The 15,435-nt window shown below is 37.7% G+C and carries 11 protein-coding genes; 7 read left to right on the top strand and 4 right to left on the bottom strand.

The features are described from left to right. Positions 1 to 2: 2 nt before the first annotated feature. The 4 genes from D0T08_RS28260 to D0T08_RS21275 form a co-directional block, all read right to left on the bottom strand. Entirely contained in the window at positions 3 to 80 is a 78-nt protein-coding gene (locus D0T08_RS28260) for a potassium-transporting ATPase subunit F (protein ID WP_116984844.1), read from the bottom strand. Between the two features lie 365 nt (positions 81 to 445). After that, positions 446 to 1,783 carry a sigma-54 dependent transcriptional regulator gene (locus D0T08_RS21265; protein ID WP_116984703.1) on the bottom strand — a complete coding sequence of 446 codons (1,338 nt, stop codon included), beginning with the start codon at positions 1,781 to 1,783 and terminating at the stop codon, positions 446 to 448. Positions 1,784 to 1,800: 17 nt separating this feature from the next. Then, positions 1,801 to 2,550: a ThuA domain-containing protein gene (locus D0T08_RS21270; protein ID WP_116984704.1), complete on the bottom strand. Its 750-nt coding sequence runs from the start codon at positions 2,548 to 2,550 to the stop codon at positions 1,801 to 1,803. A gap of 284 nt (positions 2,551 to 2,834) precedes the next feature. Beyond that, a complete protein-coding gene (locus tag D0T08_RS21275) occupies positions 2,835 to 3,599 on the bottom strand; it encodes a ThuA domain-containing protein (RefSeq protein ID WP_116984705.1) in 765 nt (254 codons plus the stop codon). Between the two features lie 142 nt (positions 3,600 to 3,741). On the opposite strand from D0T08_RS21275, the gene D0T08_RS21280 reads away from it, so the two are divergent. The 7 genes from D0T08_RS21280 (at position 3,742) to D0T08_RS21310 (ending at position 15,324) form a co-directional block, all read left to right on the top strand. Continuing rightward, positions 3,742 to 4,743, top strand: coding sequence for a YitT family protein (locus tag D0T08_RS21280; RefSeq protein ID WP_116984706.1), 1,002 nt, complete (start codon positions 3,742 to 3,744; stop codon positions 4,741 to 4,743). Positions 4,744 to 4,948: 205 nt separating this feature from the next. Next, a complete protein-coding gene (locus tag D0T08_RS21285; RefSeq protein ID WP_116984707.1) occupies positions 4,949 to 5,467 on the top strand; it encodes a gamma carbonic anhydrase family protein in 519 nt (172 codons plus the stop codon). 154 nt (positions 5,468 to 5,621) lie between these two features. Beyond that, the gene (locus D0T08_RS21290) at positions 5,622 to 6,197 is read left to right on the top strand and encodes an RNA polymerase sigma-70 factor (RefSeq protein ID WP_116984708.1); all 576 of its coding nucleotides are present in this window, start codon (positions 5,622 to 5,624) and stop codon (positions 6,195 to 6,197) included. A gap of 471 nt (positions 6,198 to 6,668) precedes the next feature. Then, positions 6,669 to 7,706: a FecR family protein gene (locus D0T08_RS21295; RefSeq protein WP_116984709.1), complete on the top strand. Its 1,038-nt coding sequence runs from the start codon at positions 6,669 to 6,671 to the stop codon at positions 7,704 to 7,706. A gap of 358 nt (positions 7,707 to 8,064) precedes the next feature. Next, the gene (locus D0T08_RS21300) at positions 8,065 to 11,529 is read left to right on the top strand and encodes a SusC/RagA family TonB-linked outer membrane protein (protein ID WP_229239020.1); all 3,465 of its coding nucleotides are present in this window, start codon (positions 8,065 to 8,067) and stop codon (positions 11,527 to 11,529) included. Between the two features lie 40 nt (positions 11,530 to 11,569). Beyond that, on the top strand, positions 11,570 to 13,186 hold the full coding sequence (locus D0T08_RS21305) for a RagB/SusD family nutrient uptake outer membrane protein (protein ID WP_116984710.1): 1,617 nt from the start codon (positions 11,570 to 11,572) through the stop codon (positions 13,184 to 13,186). Positions 13,187 to 13,455: 269 nt separating this feature from the next. Continuing rightward, positions 13,456 to 15,324, top strand: a complete 1,869-nt coding sequence (locus D0T08_RS21310; protein WP_116984711.1) for a heparinase II/III family protein — start codon at positions 13,456 to 13,458, stop codon at positions 15,322 to 15,324. Positions 15,325 to 15,435 lie beyond the last annotated feature (111 nt).

The following is a 15,435-nucleotide window of genomic DNA, read 5'->3' on the forward strand; positions in this document are numbered from 1 at the left end:
ACTTAGAATTTTTCAGGTTTAAGTAAGACATACACGAGGTATGTAAAAACCAACATTGATAAAATGAATAGGAGTGTCATGGTTTTATATATTTTCAAAAAAGTGAATGGATTTGTAACAAACCCCGAACAGGACTACACCAATAATGATTAAAATGAGCGTTACCATTGTTTTAAAATTTAGTTATGGTAATGATATGCCAATGTTTATGCCTATTCTTTTCTTGGAATTATAAGTAGTTGATAGTGAGTGAATTATTAAGACCATGCCAAAATGCAGACAAAAAAAAGCCTATCAAAATGATAAGCTTTTCTCAAAATGGAGTGAAGGAGTATTGAGTAAATGTTTTGCACGAAGTTTCTCATTACCTCTGTGAAACTCTGTGCAAAACTCCGGGTTACTCAGTGGTTAATTAATATTGGAAATTCGATTTCAAAAAAAATCATTACAAGCCATACTCCTCAATCTTCCTATAAAGCGTAGCAATACCAATCTCTAATAACCGGGCAGTTTCTGTCTTATTGCCTTTGGTATAGTTCAATACCTTCTGGATATGCAGTTTTTCTACACTTGCCATTGAGAAGGCTGAAAGTGTTCCTTTGTTTTGTTGTCGTGGCTGCTGAATATCAAATGGCAGTAAATCAGCAGTCAGCGTATTAGAATCTGCCAGAATAATAGCTCTTTCAATTATGTTTTTTAACTCACGAATATTACCTACCCATTCGTAGCTTTCTAACTTTTCAAGACATTCATCATCAATCTTTTCAACGCGCTTATTAGTCTTGGCCGAAAACTGTTGCATAAAATAGTGAGTCAACGGCTCAATATCTTTTGTCCGCTCGCGCAGAGGCGGCAAATGAATCTCAAATACACTCAGACGAAAATAAAGGTCTGAACGAAAATGATTGGCTTCGTATTCCTGCTTCAAATCCCGATTAGTAGCCGCTATCAGCCGGAAATTAGATTTGGTTGGCTTGGTATCACCCAATTTAATAAACTCACTGGTTTCTAATACGCGTAGTAGTTTGGCTTGTAATTCTAAAGGCATTTCTCCGATTTCGTCCAGAAGTAAAGTACCTCCGTTTGCTTCTTCAATTAAGCCCTTTTTATCTTTGATAGCCCCGGTAAATGCTCCTTGTTTATGTCCGAACAATTCACTTTCAAGAATATCTTTGCTGAATGTACTACAATTGAGCGTTACAAAACTTTTTCCGGCTCTTGAGCTTGCCTGATGAATGCCTTGTGCAAATACTTCTTTACCTGTTCCGGTTTCTCCTGTTAATAAAACAGTTGTATCAATCGGTGCTACTTTTTTTGCTAAATCTATGGCTTGCTGAATCGCTTTCGATTTGCCGATAATAGCATCGAAAGAGAACTTTTCACCAACTCGCTTTTCAAGGTCTCTTACTTTCTTTTGTAATTGTACTTTCTCAATTGCCCGGTGGAGTAGGGGAATAATCTTTTCGTTGTCATCACCTTTTACTATATAATCAAAAGCACCATTTTTCATGGCCTGAACCCCATCATTGATATTACCATAAGCAGTCAATAAAATTACCTCTACCAATGGGTGCAATAATTTGATTTTGGGTAGTAAATCAACCCCGTTTCCGTCGGGTAGCTTTACGTCTGAAAGAACAACATCAATAGCAAACTGCTCTAGTTTCTTTAAACCAGCCCTGCAATCTCCCGCCTCCACTACCTCAAACCCCTCTGACTCAATAATGCGTGCCAGTAATTTTCTGAGTTTTTCTTCATCATCTATAATTAATACTGTTCTCATACTTTTGCTTATTTCAATTATCTGCCCACAGCCCAGAAAATAGCGTTTTTAAACAAAGTCTTATAAGCTTCATTATCAAATAACTCAGGGGAATGCCCCATAAATATGTACACATTTCGGGCTTTCATTTTCCCATTTGTCCATATCACCGGATGGTCTCCCATTTTTATTTTGGTGTCTGGTGTATACGAATTTTCATCTACACTCGCTAATACATGCACATTGGGTCTTGGGCTTTTATTGTATGTATACCATTCTTCTTTTTTTATGGTAAAGGATGTGGGTACACCTTTCATAACAGGATGTTGTTTATATTCAATGTTTACCGTTCCCGCCACAAAAGTAGCGATGTAATTCTTATATCGTATGCCTCCCATAAAATCAGAAAACCAGTTCCACATCGGGAAACCATCAAATTCACCCAACAAAGTGGCATGATGAAAACCAATCCAACCTCCCTTACCTTGTTCAATATACTTAATAAAAGCCTTTGAGGCTTTTTCTTTCCATCCATAAGGAGGATAATCTAATTGAATAAAAAGCTGATACTGATTCAGATAGTTTTCATCAATGACATCAGTATTCTGAATATAATCAATAGCAAAACTACTATCAGCCGCCAATTGATTCAACCACACCTTCGCCCGGGTAGAATACTGAATATGATGCCCTCCACTTTCAGCAAGAGCTAGTACTTTAAATTTAGTTTGGCCATAAAGTAAATTACAGAAAGTTGAAAAAAAAAGAATAACTAATATTTGCCTCATAACAGTGATTTAACGAAAGAAATAAGAAAATTCTGACTAAAATATAACAACTAAAAATGCTAACCTCATACCATCATTCCTGTTTGAGTGTAATTAAAAATCGTAGATTAAATTATGAGTATGGTATCATAACTATCGGATTTTTAATTGAACGAGTTTGAATGATGGCTTTTTTGCGGACGGCTAATCTTGCTTACTTTTTTACAGCTCAAAAAAGTAAGAGCCAGAAAATAAAGCGTTTTTCAAAACTATACACATGGTTATTAGATTGATAATTAAATAACTCATTTCTTACTTCCAGCCCACAAAACCGCATTACGCACAAGCGCCGTATAATCTTTATTCTCACAAAGAGAAGCATCATGCCCGATACCAATATAAATTGTATGCGGATACTTCTCATTACACCAGATAATAGGATGGTCGCCCATCGGCTTGTTTTGTGTAAAGGTTGATTCATCAGCGGTAGCCAATACTCTTACATTTCCTCGTGGACTTTTATTAAACTCATACCATTCATCAGATACCTCTATACGCCTGGGTAAATTTTTGGTAACCGGGTGTTTGCGGTCTTCTATCACAAATGTGCCTTTTTGAAACTTTGGATGTGGAGAATAAGCAATTCGGCCCATAAAATCTTCAAACCATTGCCAATATACTCTTTTGGGCGATTTAAACATATCTCCGGTCAGCCCTGCGGCATGAATGCCGACCCAACCGCCACCATTTTCAATATACTGTTGCAAAGCAGCCTGTTGAGCAGCAGACATATCAAATGGTGCCAGATGCAACTGTATAAATACTTTGTATTGCATCAGATTTACTTCATTTACTGCACTTGTATCATCGGTAAATTCTAATTCAAAGTTATTTTCCAAAGCCATTTTTTCAAAAAAAGGTTTGGCTGCGGCAATCATATTGAGATGGTCTTTAGCACGGGAGGCTACCACTAAAACCTTAAATTTAGGCTTGCGATGGAAAGAAGAAAAAAAAGTAAAAACAGCACCTGAAAGTGCCAGAATACAACACAATTTTAACAGGCGCTTCATAGGTTTTTTATTTAAAATTAGCTATTTTATAATGGTAAACTATAGCTTTTAAACGATTTTTTAAGGAATTATTAATTATACGGTTCAAGGAAAATTCACCAAAAATGATTAACTTCGCTTTTACCCACCAAAGATAAAGCTTATGCGAAAAGAAAAAGAAAATGTTTTACTCCGATTACCTAAAATTATTTTGAATGCGCTACTAAACCTACTTAAAGACGACGACGAAAAACATGCTGACCGTTCCAAATACCAGATTGCCAAGGAGATTCGTGAAGTGAAGGTCACTATCAGACGATTAATTAAAGACTTCTTTTTAATCTCTGTTGGTGTACTTTCTGCCGGTTTTGGATTGGATGGTTTTCTCTTACCCAATGAATTTATAGATGGCGGAGCCACTGGTATTTCGCTCCTTATTACAGCGGCACAAGACTACCCGCTCTCATTAATGCTTATTATCGTAAATATACCCTTTGTTATTATAGGTTTAACAGTGGTTGGCAAAGAATTTGCCATAAAAACCGCCATCGGGATAGCAGCCCTAGCATTAGCAGTAGCGTTTATACCTTATCCTGAAATTACTCACGACAAATTACTTACTTCTGTATTTGGTGGATTCTTTTTAGGACTCGGTATCGGAATGGCCATGAGAGGTGGTGGTGTGATTGATGGAACCGAGGTGCTTGCTATTACCCTTAGCCGTAGAATGGGGTTGACTATCGGTGATGTAATCTTAGTAATTAATGTGATTATATTCTCCGTAGCTGCTTATGTCTTGTCTATGGAAACGGCTCTTTATTCTATGCTTACTTACCTTTCTGCCTCAAAAACAGTTGATTTTGTAATTGAAGGGATTGAAGAATATACTGGGGTTACAATTATATCGCTAAAGGCCGCGGAAATAAAGAAAATGATTATTGAAGAAATGGGACGAGGTGTAACTGTTTATAAAGGCGAAAGAGGATTCGGTAAAACAGGTTATACCGAGGGGGAAATGAAAATAGTCTATACAGTAATTACCCGTCTTGAAGTAAGTAAACTCAACCTCGAAATTGAAAAGATAGACCCCAATGCGTTTGTAGTCATGACAAGCATTAAAGATACTAAAGGTGGTATGATTAAAAAACGCTCTGTACCACATTAAGAGGCAGATTGAGTGATTGTTTGATTTAGTGAATGAGTGATTAATTCGTTTGACTTTTGATTTATGTGCCTGGTGTCAATTGATTGGTTGATTTCATTAATATTAACTAATCACTCATTCACTAATTCACACAATCGCTCAATAAATTGTCACAACTCTTCGTACTTTTGTGCAAATTCATTTATCCACATTATTATCATTTCAAATGGCTCTTTTATTACCTGTTAAAGGAATCAGCCCGACATGGGGCGATAATTGTTGGTTTGCACCTAATTCAACCATTGTAGGCGATGTAATTATGGGTAAAGATTGTACAATCTGGTTTAATGCCGTAGTTCGTGGCGATGTGAACTCGATTATTATGGGAGATAGAGTAAATATTCAGGACGGAGCGGTGATCCATTGTACTTATCAGAAGACTAAAACTACCATCGGCAACAACGTAAGTATTGCTCATAATGCCATCGTGCATGGCTGTACTATCGAAGACAAAGTACTGGTAGGTATGGGTGCAATTATTATGGATGGCGCTGTAATTGGCACAGGTTCAATCATTGCCGCAGGTGCTATTATTACACAGAATACAGTCGTTCCTCCCAACTCTATTTATGCTGGAAATCCTGCTAAATTCCTTAAATCAGTTACACCTGAATTAGAAGAGGTATTTATGCGTACAGCTAATAATTATGTGATGTACTCAGAGTGGTTTAAAGTGTCAAATTGACAGGATTTAGGACACTATTCGGCTAAAACGGTTAACTATGCAAATTTTGACCTAAACTGATACAAAAGAGTTAAAACACCATAAAAACACCTGTTTTCTGTCCTGTTTTTCTTTAAAAAAGCTATATTTGTGCTTTAAAAAAAGACTTGGATAGGTGGAGTACACAAGTTTAGGTGATGACATATTGGTCAAACTGATGAGTTTGGGAGATAAGGAAGCTTTTGGAGAAATTTATCGTCGGTATTGGCGTAAATTATTTCAGAAAGCTCAGCGGAAAATCTATGCGAAGGAAGAGGTGGAAGAGTTGGTACAAGATCTTTTTGTTACCATTTGGGAAAAGCGCGCTACTCAGAAAATCCAGACTTTAGAGCCATATCTTTTTACTGCACTCAAATACCAGATTATTACTTATATCAAGAAGCAGGTAATGGAAGAAAAATTCGTTGCTTATGCTTCAACTGAAAGCGACGAAGAAGAGAATAGTCTGGAAGAAAAAATTGCTTATGACGATTTGACTCAATCAATCGAACAGGCTATTGAGCAATTGCCTGAAAAAACACAACATATTTTCCGCCTCAATCGACTCGAAGGCAAAAGCACTAAAGAAATAGTTGAAATTCTCAATATTCCAGAACGTACTGTTGAGTATCACATCTCTCAATCTCTCCGCTTCATGCGTGAACACCTTAAAGAGTTCCTTACCTGGGGGCTGCTTATGTTTATGAATTAATATTTTTTTAGAGAAAGTAAGAAGAATGCTTTAACAGAAAAATGTAAAATGAAGAACGTAAAACCGAAAAAGGTGTAGACAAAAACTATAGAATTGCGAAACATTACCGGAAAGGACTTAGCTCCTTTACAAAATACTAAACATAGGCGCAAGGTTACCAATAAGCTAAGGTTACAAAATTCATAACTTCCTTTATTAGCATTGTTTCATTTTACATTCCTTAAGAACCTAATTTATTTTCTGTTTTACATAGTTCCTTTTTCAGTTTTACATCCTTCATTTTACAATTTTCGGTTTAAAAACTTCTTCCATTCTTCTTTTTCCTTGCTCCAAAAATGTTTGCATTTTTCAAAGAACTTTTTATAAAAAGCTACTTTTTAAGGTATTATTCAAAGAATTTACAAAACTATTTGCGGTTTTTTGGGGCAATGTTAGACATAGTTAATAAAGACAGAAACGAGACACTATCTGATGAAAAGCCGTAAAGCGTTTGGTAAACTTCTCCAGAAATATTTAGAAGGAAAATGTAGTGAGTCAGAAAAGGCCTTGGTTGAGCAGTGGTATGAACTGATTGACGAAGAGCCGAGACAAAACTATTCCGAAAAAGAATGGGAAGCATTACAATATAAATTATGGCGAAAAATCGAAGAAGAATCATTTGAACCTGCTGACGCTTCTCCGGACACTTCAAAAGGTTTAAGCATCTGGCGCTCGTATCGTGTAGGAATTGCGGCATCCATAACCCTGCTTTTAGGAGTAGGTACATGGTGGTATCTCAATAAACAAAACAGCCAATCTGCTATTGTATCCGCACAACAACAATCAAAAAATGAATTTACTTCCATGGACAATACGTCAGCTAAACCTATCCGAATAGATTTAGAAGATGGAAGCTTCGTAACACTAAGTCCACACAGCCAACTTCATTATCCTAATCATTTTGCTGCGAATAAAAGAGAGGTGCAACTCAAAGGCGAAGCACTATTTGAAGTAAGTAAAAATCCAGAAAGGCCGTTTTATGTCATTACAGATAAATTGGTTACCAAAGTTTTAGGTACCAGTTTCTATGTACGCACTGTTGATGCTACCAAAAAAGTAGAAGTAGAAGTACTGACAGGTAAGGTATCTGTCTATGAAAAAGAAAAAGTAAATAATGTGAATCCTGGGGTGGTACTTACACCCAATCATAAAGTTACTTTTTTTACTGCTGAAAAACACTTCATCACCGGATTGGTGGAAAAACCATTGCCACAGATCCGGACTATCACTAACAAACCTGAAACCTTTGAGTTTGATGATGCACCTATAGGAGAGGTACTAAACAAATTAGAAAAAGTATATGGGATTGATATTGAACTTGAAAACGATAAGCTGGGTGCTTGTCCGCTCACTGCCGATATTACTCAACAACCACTATATACTAAGTTAGACATAATATGTGCAACTATTAACGGCAAATATGAAGTAAAAGGAACGACGATTTTAATAAGTGGAAAAGGATGTGAGTAAGAATTAGTCGATTACGGAAAAAGTATCTATTCAACCTTAATAAACTACCATCTATTTAATTCCGGGAGTATGTTTAAATGTTTGCTGCTTATCGGGCACTACAGGCAGGCATACTCCTTATTTAACAAGATTAGCTATTCAACCTTAGCAATATATAAAACAAACGCCAAGTCTATTTAACGCTAACCCAATTGAGTGTGTATGATTAAAAAATAAATTCAATCTATTGTATAATGAAAAAAGCTGACAATGGTACCAGCATTGTCAGCCCTAAAATGCCCTAAAGAGGTTTTCGCTGCTCGTGAAAATCAGGGCTTCTTTTGTCAAATTCTTACCTCTAACAAAATTGTTCAAATGTATGAAAAAAAGATTACAAACAAGTAAAATCTTGCTACTTGCTATGAAAATTTCTGCTGTTCAGCTTGTATTGGCAATGATTTTCGCTTCTGTTTCGTATGCTTATGACTCAAGAGCGCAGGAGTTCTTGAATAAGTCCGTCTCGTTTAAAGCCGAAAATCAAAGTCTTCGCATGGTGTTGGGTATGATTGAAGAGCAGACTGATGTGAAATTTGTTTATAGCTCAAAAGCCATTCATGCCAACCGTAAAGTGAATTATACAGTATCTGAACGAAAACTATCAGATGTATTAGAGTCTTTATTAAAACCAATGCAGGTCAACTACCGTGTGATTGGCGGCCAGATTATTCTCAATTCGGAAGATAAACAAGCGCTTTTGGAGGATATTGAACCTGCTGCTGTACCGGAAAAAGAAACTACTGCAACGGCAGTAGTTGACCAACCTATTAAAGGTAAGGTAACTGATAAAGACGGTGGAGAGGGATTGCCGGGTGTGAGTGTTACCATTAAAGGTACAACCCGTGGTGTAACAACCGATGCACAAGGTAATTATTCAATTACAGTGCCTAACGATAAATCGGTATTAGTTTATAGTTTTTTAGGCTATGAGAAACAAGAAATTGCAGTTGGAACACAAACAACCATTAATGTAGTGTTGGGCTCTGACATGCAATCGTTGGAGGAAGTGGTGGTAGTAGGATATGGTACGCAGAAAAAAGCGAATATGACAGGTGCAGTATCAAGCATTGATGCAGCAGCTATCGAAAACCGCCCTGCGAGTAACCTGGCAACGGCTATGCAGGGGATGAGCCCCGGTTTGATTATTACCCGTACGAGTGGTCAACCTGGTAGCGAAGATATTGGTATTCAGATTCGTGGTGCCACAACTGCGAATGGTTCTGTAAGTCCATTAGTAGTATTAGATGGGGTTGCTGTACCAAGCAATACATTGCAAACCATGAACCCTAATGATGTAGAAAGCATCAGCGTATTGAAAGATGCTGCGGCGGCTGCCATTTATGGTGCACAAGCAGCTGGCGGGGTTATTTTGGTTACAACGAAAAAAGGAAAAGCAGGAAAGGTTACTTTCGATTATTTAGCCCAACAAGGTACAGACTGGTCTATCAACGTGCCAGATAGAATGACCTTATTACAGGAAGCTGAATTTGCTAATTTAGCTCGTGCCAATTCTGGTAGTGGCCCCGAGTATTCAGCAGAAGATATTCAACGTATTAAGGATGGTATTCCATATGTAATAAACCCTACAGATACTAGTACTTATTTATTCTACAACCAGGTACCATTGGCTGATCAGCTTTTAAGAAAGTACTCATCCATGCGTACGCACAACCTGACTGTAAGAGGTGGCACTGAAAAATTGAATTTCTTACTTTCTGGTGGCTATTATGGCAAAAATGGGATTTTTAAAGTAGGCCCTGATAGCTATAATCGCTATAATCTTCGCTTAAATCTGGGTGCACAATTAAACAAGATTTTCTCTATTGACTCTCGTCTATCTTATACAAACGATAAACAAGAGGCATCTTCTGCCGGATTGAACGGACAAGGTTTGATTTATCAGATTTATCGTTTACGTACACGTACACCATTCTTTACACCTGAAGGACGATACAATGGTGCGGGTTCAGCTGCCACAGCATATGCTTCATTAGAGTCTGGTGGATACAATGAATACAAACGCAATTACTTTGACGGTGTTTTCACTTTAAAAGCGGCTGATATTGTGAAAGGCTTAAACTTAAGAGCTGTTTTAGGTACCCAGTATCGGCGTGGAGATAGGGAAACTTTCTTTCGTACTGTACCGCTTTGGGGTAAGTCAAGAATCCTTAGCTATTTAAACCAAGTTAATTCTTATTCTATAGGTAATGAGTTAACAACCAATTATAACTTACAGTTTTTGGCTAACTACGACAGACAATTCGGAAAACACTCGATTGGTTTATTTGGAGGGTATCAATGGGAAGACTTTCGTTATTCTGCTTCCACAACTGCAGCATCTAACCTTGTAAGCAACGATTTACCAACATTGAACTTAGGTGATGATAAAACCAAGAGCAATAGCCAGAATATTTATGCCTATGCTTACCAGTCAGTATTTGGTAGAGCAAATTATAGTTATGCAGATAGATATCTGATCGAAGGAACGTTACGTTCTGATGAAAGCTCTAGATTAGCACCTGGATATCGTGTAAAGGTATTTCCATCAGCTTCAGCAGGTTGGAATATCCACCGTGAATCATGGTTCTCAAATTCATTGAAATTTATCTCTGAATTAAAGCTAAGAGCTTCCTGGGGCCGTCTAGGAGGTGCTTTGGGTAATACATTAGGTTATTATGATTACTTAAATCAATTAAGCCGTAACAATAACCTTGTATTAGGCGATTCTCGTACCTCATACATTTTCCAAAGTTCCATTCCATCAGCACAATTATCTTGGGAAACTATTGAGACTTCGAACATTGGTGCTGACTTGGGTTTCTTCCAGAATAAATTACAAGTTACAGCCGATTATTACGTAAAATATAACCGTAATATGTTGACTCCGCAACAATTACCTGCTACAATTGGTATTGGTACACCTCGTAAAAATAACGGTGAGTTGAAATCGTGGGGATGGGAGTTAGAAGCACGTTATCGTGGTAATATTGGTAGTAATTTCTCGTATAACATCGCTGCTAATTTATCTGACAACCAGAACAAGCTAATCAATTTCTCAGGTCGTAGAGTGATTGGTGCCGGAACGAATGGATTAATTGAGGGTTATCCTTTAAATACTATCTGGGGATACGAGACGGCGGGTTACTTTACAAGTGCTGATGAAGTAAAAGGATGGGCTTTTCAGGATAACCGTGCGGGTGCCGGGGACGTAAAATATATTGACAAAAATGGTGATGGTAGATTAACTATTGGAAATGGTAATATTGATAATCATGGTGACCTTGTTCTATTAGGTACAACTCAACCTCGCTACTTGTTTGGTGTTACACTTGGTTTTCAATGGAAAAATATTGATTTCTCTGCTTTTGTGCAAGGTGTTGGAGAACGTAGTTACCGTCCTAACACAGAAAATATAGCTCCACTTTTGGTTACCTGGAAACAAGCTTTGGCAGTACATAATGATTACTGGACACCTGAAAATCCGAACGCTTTATATCCAAGACCTTATGTTGGCGCTACACATAATTATGTATCATCTGATAAATGGGTATTAAATGCGGCTTATGCTCGTTTAAAGAATTTACAAGTGGGTTATACACTACCTACAACATGGACATCTAAAATTAATATTTCAAGAGCAAGATTCTTCTTCTCAGGACAAGATTTATTCACTATTTCAGCTTTGGGTAAATTCAAAGGTTTATTTGACCCAGAAGCACGAGATAACGTTGATAACGACTATCCGTTCTTTGCTACGGCATCAATTGGTTTAAATCTTTCATTTTAAGCAAGGGTATTAATTTAATTATCCAACTAGTATTTTATATATGAAATCATTCATAAAACATATAGCATTAGGTGTGGCTGTTTTGGTAGGCATATCTGCTTGCGATGTAAACAGACTACCTGAAACAAACATTAGTGACGCCACTTTCTGGCGTTCGGAAGCTGACCTGAAATCGGCAGCTAATTACTTATATACCTTTTTACCGGGTTTTAATACAGAAGACGTATGGTCTGATGATGCGGTAGGCCTTGCATCTAATAACATCAGTGATGGTTCTCGTCTGGCACCTGCTACCGATGGAAACTATAATACGCCTTACCAGCTTATCAGAGCAGCCAATAATATTATAGAAAAAGCACCAAGAGCTGCTTCTGCCGGACAAGCAGTTATTGACCGTTATACGGGCGAAGCACGCTTTTTCAGAGCCTGGGCGTATTTCTCACTGGTTCAAAAATATGGCGATGTTCCTCTAATTCTGAAAACATTAGAAGATAATTCTCCGGAACTAACTGCTCCTGCTGCTTCAAGAGCTGAAATCTATGCACAGATTTATCAGGATCTGGACTTTGCAGCTAGTAAATTGCCAACGCCAACTGCTTTAGGCACAGCTGATTATGGTCGTATTTCTAACACAGCTGCTTTAGCATTTAAAGCAAGAATAGCGCTTTTTGAAGGTACACGTTCAAAATTCCATAAATATGGTGAACCTAGCACACACCTTACTTTAGCGGTAGCTGCTGCTAAAGCTGTAATGGATAGTAAGCAACACGATTTATTCTCTAACTATTTCAGCCTATTTCAATATGAAGGCGAAGGGCGTCAGAACCGAGAAAATATTATCGTAAGACAATATGGTGTTTCTGTGGCTGAGCGTGTAAGTACGCATGCATATTTCAGAGGTAGTTTAGAGAACGGTAACCTGAGTCCAACCAAGAGCTTAGCAGATTCATATTTGATGAAAGACGGTTTACCCATTAACAAATCGCCTTTGTTTAAAACTCCTGAGGTTTCATTAGATGTATTTGCTAATCGTGACGAGCGTATGTCTGCTACCTTTATGAAAAGAGGGGATGCATATATGGGTACAAAGCCAGTATTTGATATAGCTCCATTAGTATTTAACAAAACAGGATTTACATTCCGTAAATATTCAAACATTGATGACTGGACAACCCAAAACTCTTTGATGGATCGCGCAGTTCTTCGCTATGCTGAAGTATTGTTGACCTACGCTGAAGCTAAATATGAACTGGAAAATCAAATCAGCGATGCAGATTTAGAAATTTCTATCAATTTATTACGTACTAGAGCAAAAGTATCCAAACTAACTAATGTATTTGTGGCAGAGAACGGTTTGGATATGCGTGAAGAGCTTCGTCGCGAACGTCGTGTAGAACTGGCACAGGAAAGTCTCCGTTACTGGGATCTGATCCGTTGGAAAACAGCAGAGATCGAATTGCCAAAACCTGTTTTAGGAAATTATTTCTTTAAAACAGAATATGGAACTAGTACTACTGTAAATCTAACGCCTGAGAATTTCATTCTTGTGCAAGCTGCCAGCTTCCGTAAATTTGATGCAGAGAAAGACTACTTATGGCCTTTACCAATCAATGAGATTTCATTGAATAACAATCTGAAACAAAATCCTAAGTGGTAAGACAATAGAAAGAATAATCCCGACCCAATCGGGGTTATTCTTTCTTCAAAGATTCGATTTAGAAATTTTACTTATATTTATTATTTGGTAGAGGCACCATGTATAGGGTCTCCTATCGACAAATATGCTTTTTGCAATTATTCATATATTGTATCCATTCTTTTGATAAATATGATTCTGTAGTGCTTAGATGAACTAAATGCATTCCTTATTTAATAAACTGCCGCACATAACAAAATATATCTATTCAACCCCAACCAAACAAACCAATGGAGAAAAGATTTTTTGTTTTTCTGCTTTCATTGCTCTTTGTATTTAAAGCTTCGGCACAATTGGTTTACCTGAAAGAGGAAACAAAAATGCCAAATCATCCACGCATTCTATTTTTGCAAGGTGAAGAAAAAGCTATTCTGAAAAATATCGCCTCTGACAAGAACTGGGCAAAAATCCACCAGGTAATTCTTACTGAAAGCGACCGGTTGCTTAATCAACCAACCTTAGAGCGCATACAGGTAGGCCGTCGATTATTGGCTACTTCAAGAGAGTGCCTTCGTCGAGTATTTTACCTTTCTTACACTTATCGTATTACCAACGATAAAAAATATCTGAATCGTGCGGAACAGGAATTGTTAAAAGTTTCCCAATTCAGTGATTGGAACCCAAGCCATTTTTTAGATGTGGCCGAAATGACAATGGGAGTAGCTATCGGCTATGATTGGTTGTTTACTGATTTACAACATTCATCAAAAGATATTATTAAGGCTGCCATTCTGAAAAAAGGAATCGAACCTTCGCTAGACAGCAAATACAACTATTGGTTGAAAAACTCCAACAACTGGAATCAGGTATGTAACGCGGGAATGAGTTACGGGGCACTAGCTATTTATGAAGAAAACCCAACTTTGGCCAGGCAAATCATTGATAGAGCCATTGGGTCAATTCAAATCCCCATGGGTGATTATAAACCAGAAGGGGCATATCCCGAAGGATATAGCTACTGGGGTTATGGTACAAGCTTCAATATCATGTTTCTGAGTGCCATTCAGAAAGTATTCAATACCGATTTTGCCTTGTCTGAAACTGAGGGATTTTTAAAAACTGCCGGATACTTTCAGAATATGGTGGGTACTTCTGGTAAAAACTTCAATTATTCTGATGCTGGCAGTGGCGCAAGTCTAAGCCCTGCGATGTTCTGGTTTGCTAATCGCAACAAAGATAATAGCCTTTTATATGCAGAAAAAAACTACCTGAATGATGAGAAATCTATGGGTAAAGACCGCTTGCTACCAGCTGCCATGATCTGGGGAAAAGATATGTCGCTCGATAAAGCCAATGCTCCTAAACAATTAATCTGGGTAGGGCAGGGTAAGAATCCGGTAGCCTTGATGCGTACTTCATGGACAGACCCTAATGCTATTTACGTTGGTTTTAAGACAGGTTCACCCTCTGTAAGTCATGGTCATATGGACATTGGTTCGTTCGTAATGGATGCTAATAGTGAACGTTGGTCAATGGATTTCGGTATGCAGGAATATGAATCTCTTGAATCGAAAGGTGTAAATCTCTGGGGCATGACACAAAACTCTCAACGCTGGCAGGTATATCGTTACAATAATCTGGCTCATAGTACGCTGGCTTTTGATAACGAGTTTCAAAGAGTAGAGGGTAAGGCGGGTATTCAACAATACACCACTCAACCAAAGTTTTTAAGCGCAGTAAGCGATATTAGTCAGGTTTATAAAGGCAAAGCCAGTGAAGTAAAAAGGGGAGTAGCTATTATAGACCAACAATATGTGGCTGTAAAAGATGAGATAGTCACTGTCGAAAACCCAACGACAGTACGTTGGGCAATGCTAACACCAGCAGAAGTAAGTATTGATGCCAATGGTTCAGCTACTTTAACAAAAAAGGGCAAAAAATTGCAATTAAAAGTATTAGAACCAGCCAATGTTACGCTGAAAACGTGGTCAACCGAAGGCAGAAATGATTTTGATGCACCAAATCCGGGTACGACACTAATAGGTTTTGAAGCGGCTCTCCCTGCCAATAGCAAAGCTAGTCTGACAATTTTATTAATTCCAGAAGGGACAAAAACAGAAACTAAACAAACCATCCCGACATTGAAAGACTGGAAATGAAATAAATTTAGTGAATGAGTGATTGAGTGAATTGGTGATTTATATTACTAATTGCGTAACATAGTTTTTAATCACTCAATCACTTACTCACTCAATCACTCAATTCTCAAA

The sequence above is a fragment of the Emticicia sp. C21 genome (assembly GCF_003418935.1).
GTDB lineage: Bacteria > Bacteroidota > Bacteroidia > Cytophagales > Spirosomataceae > Emticicia.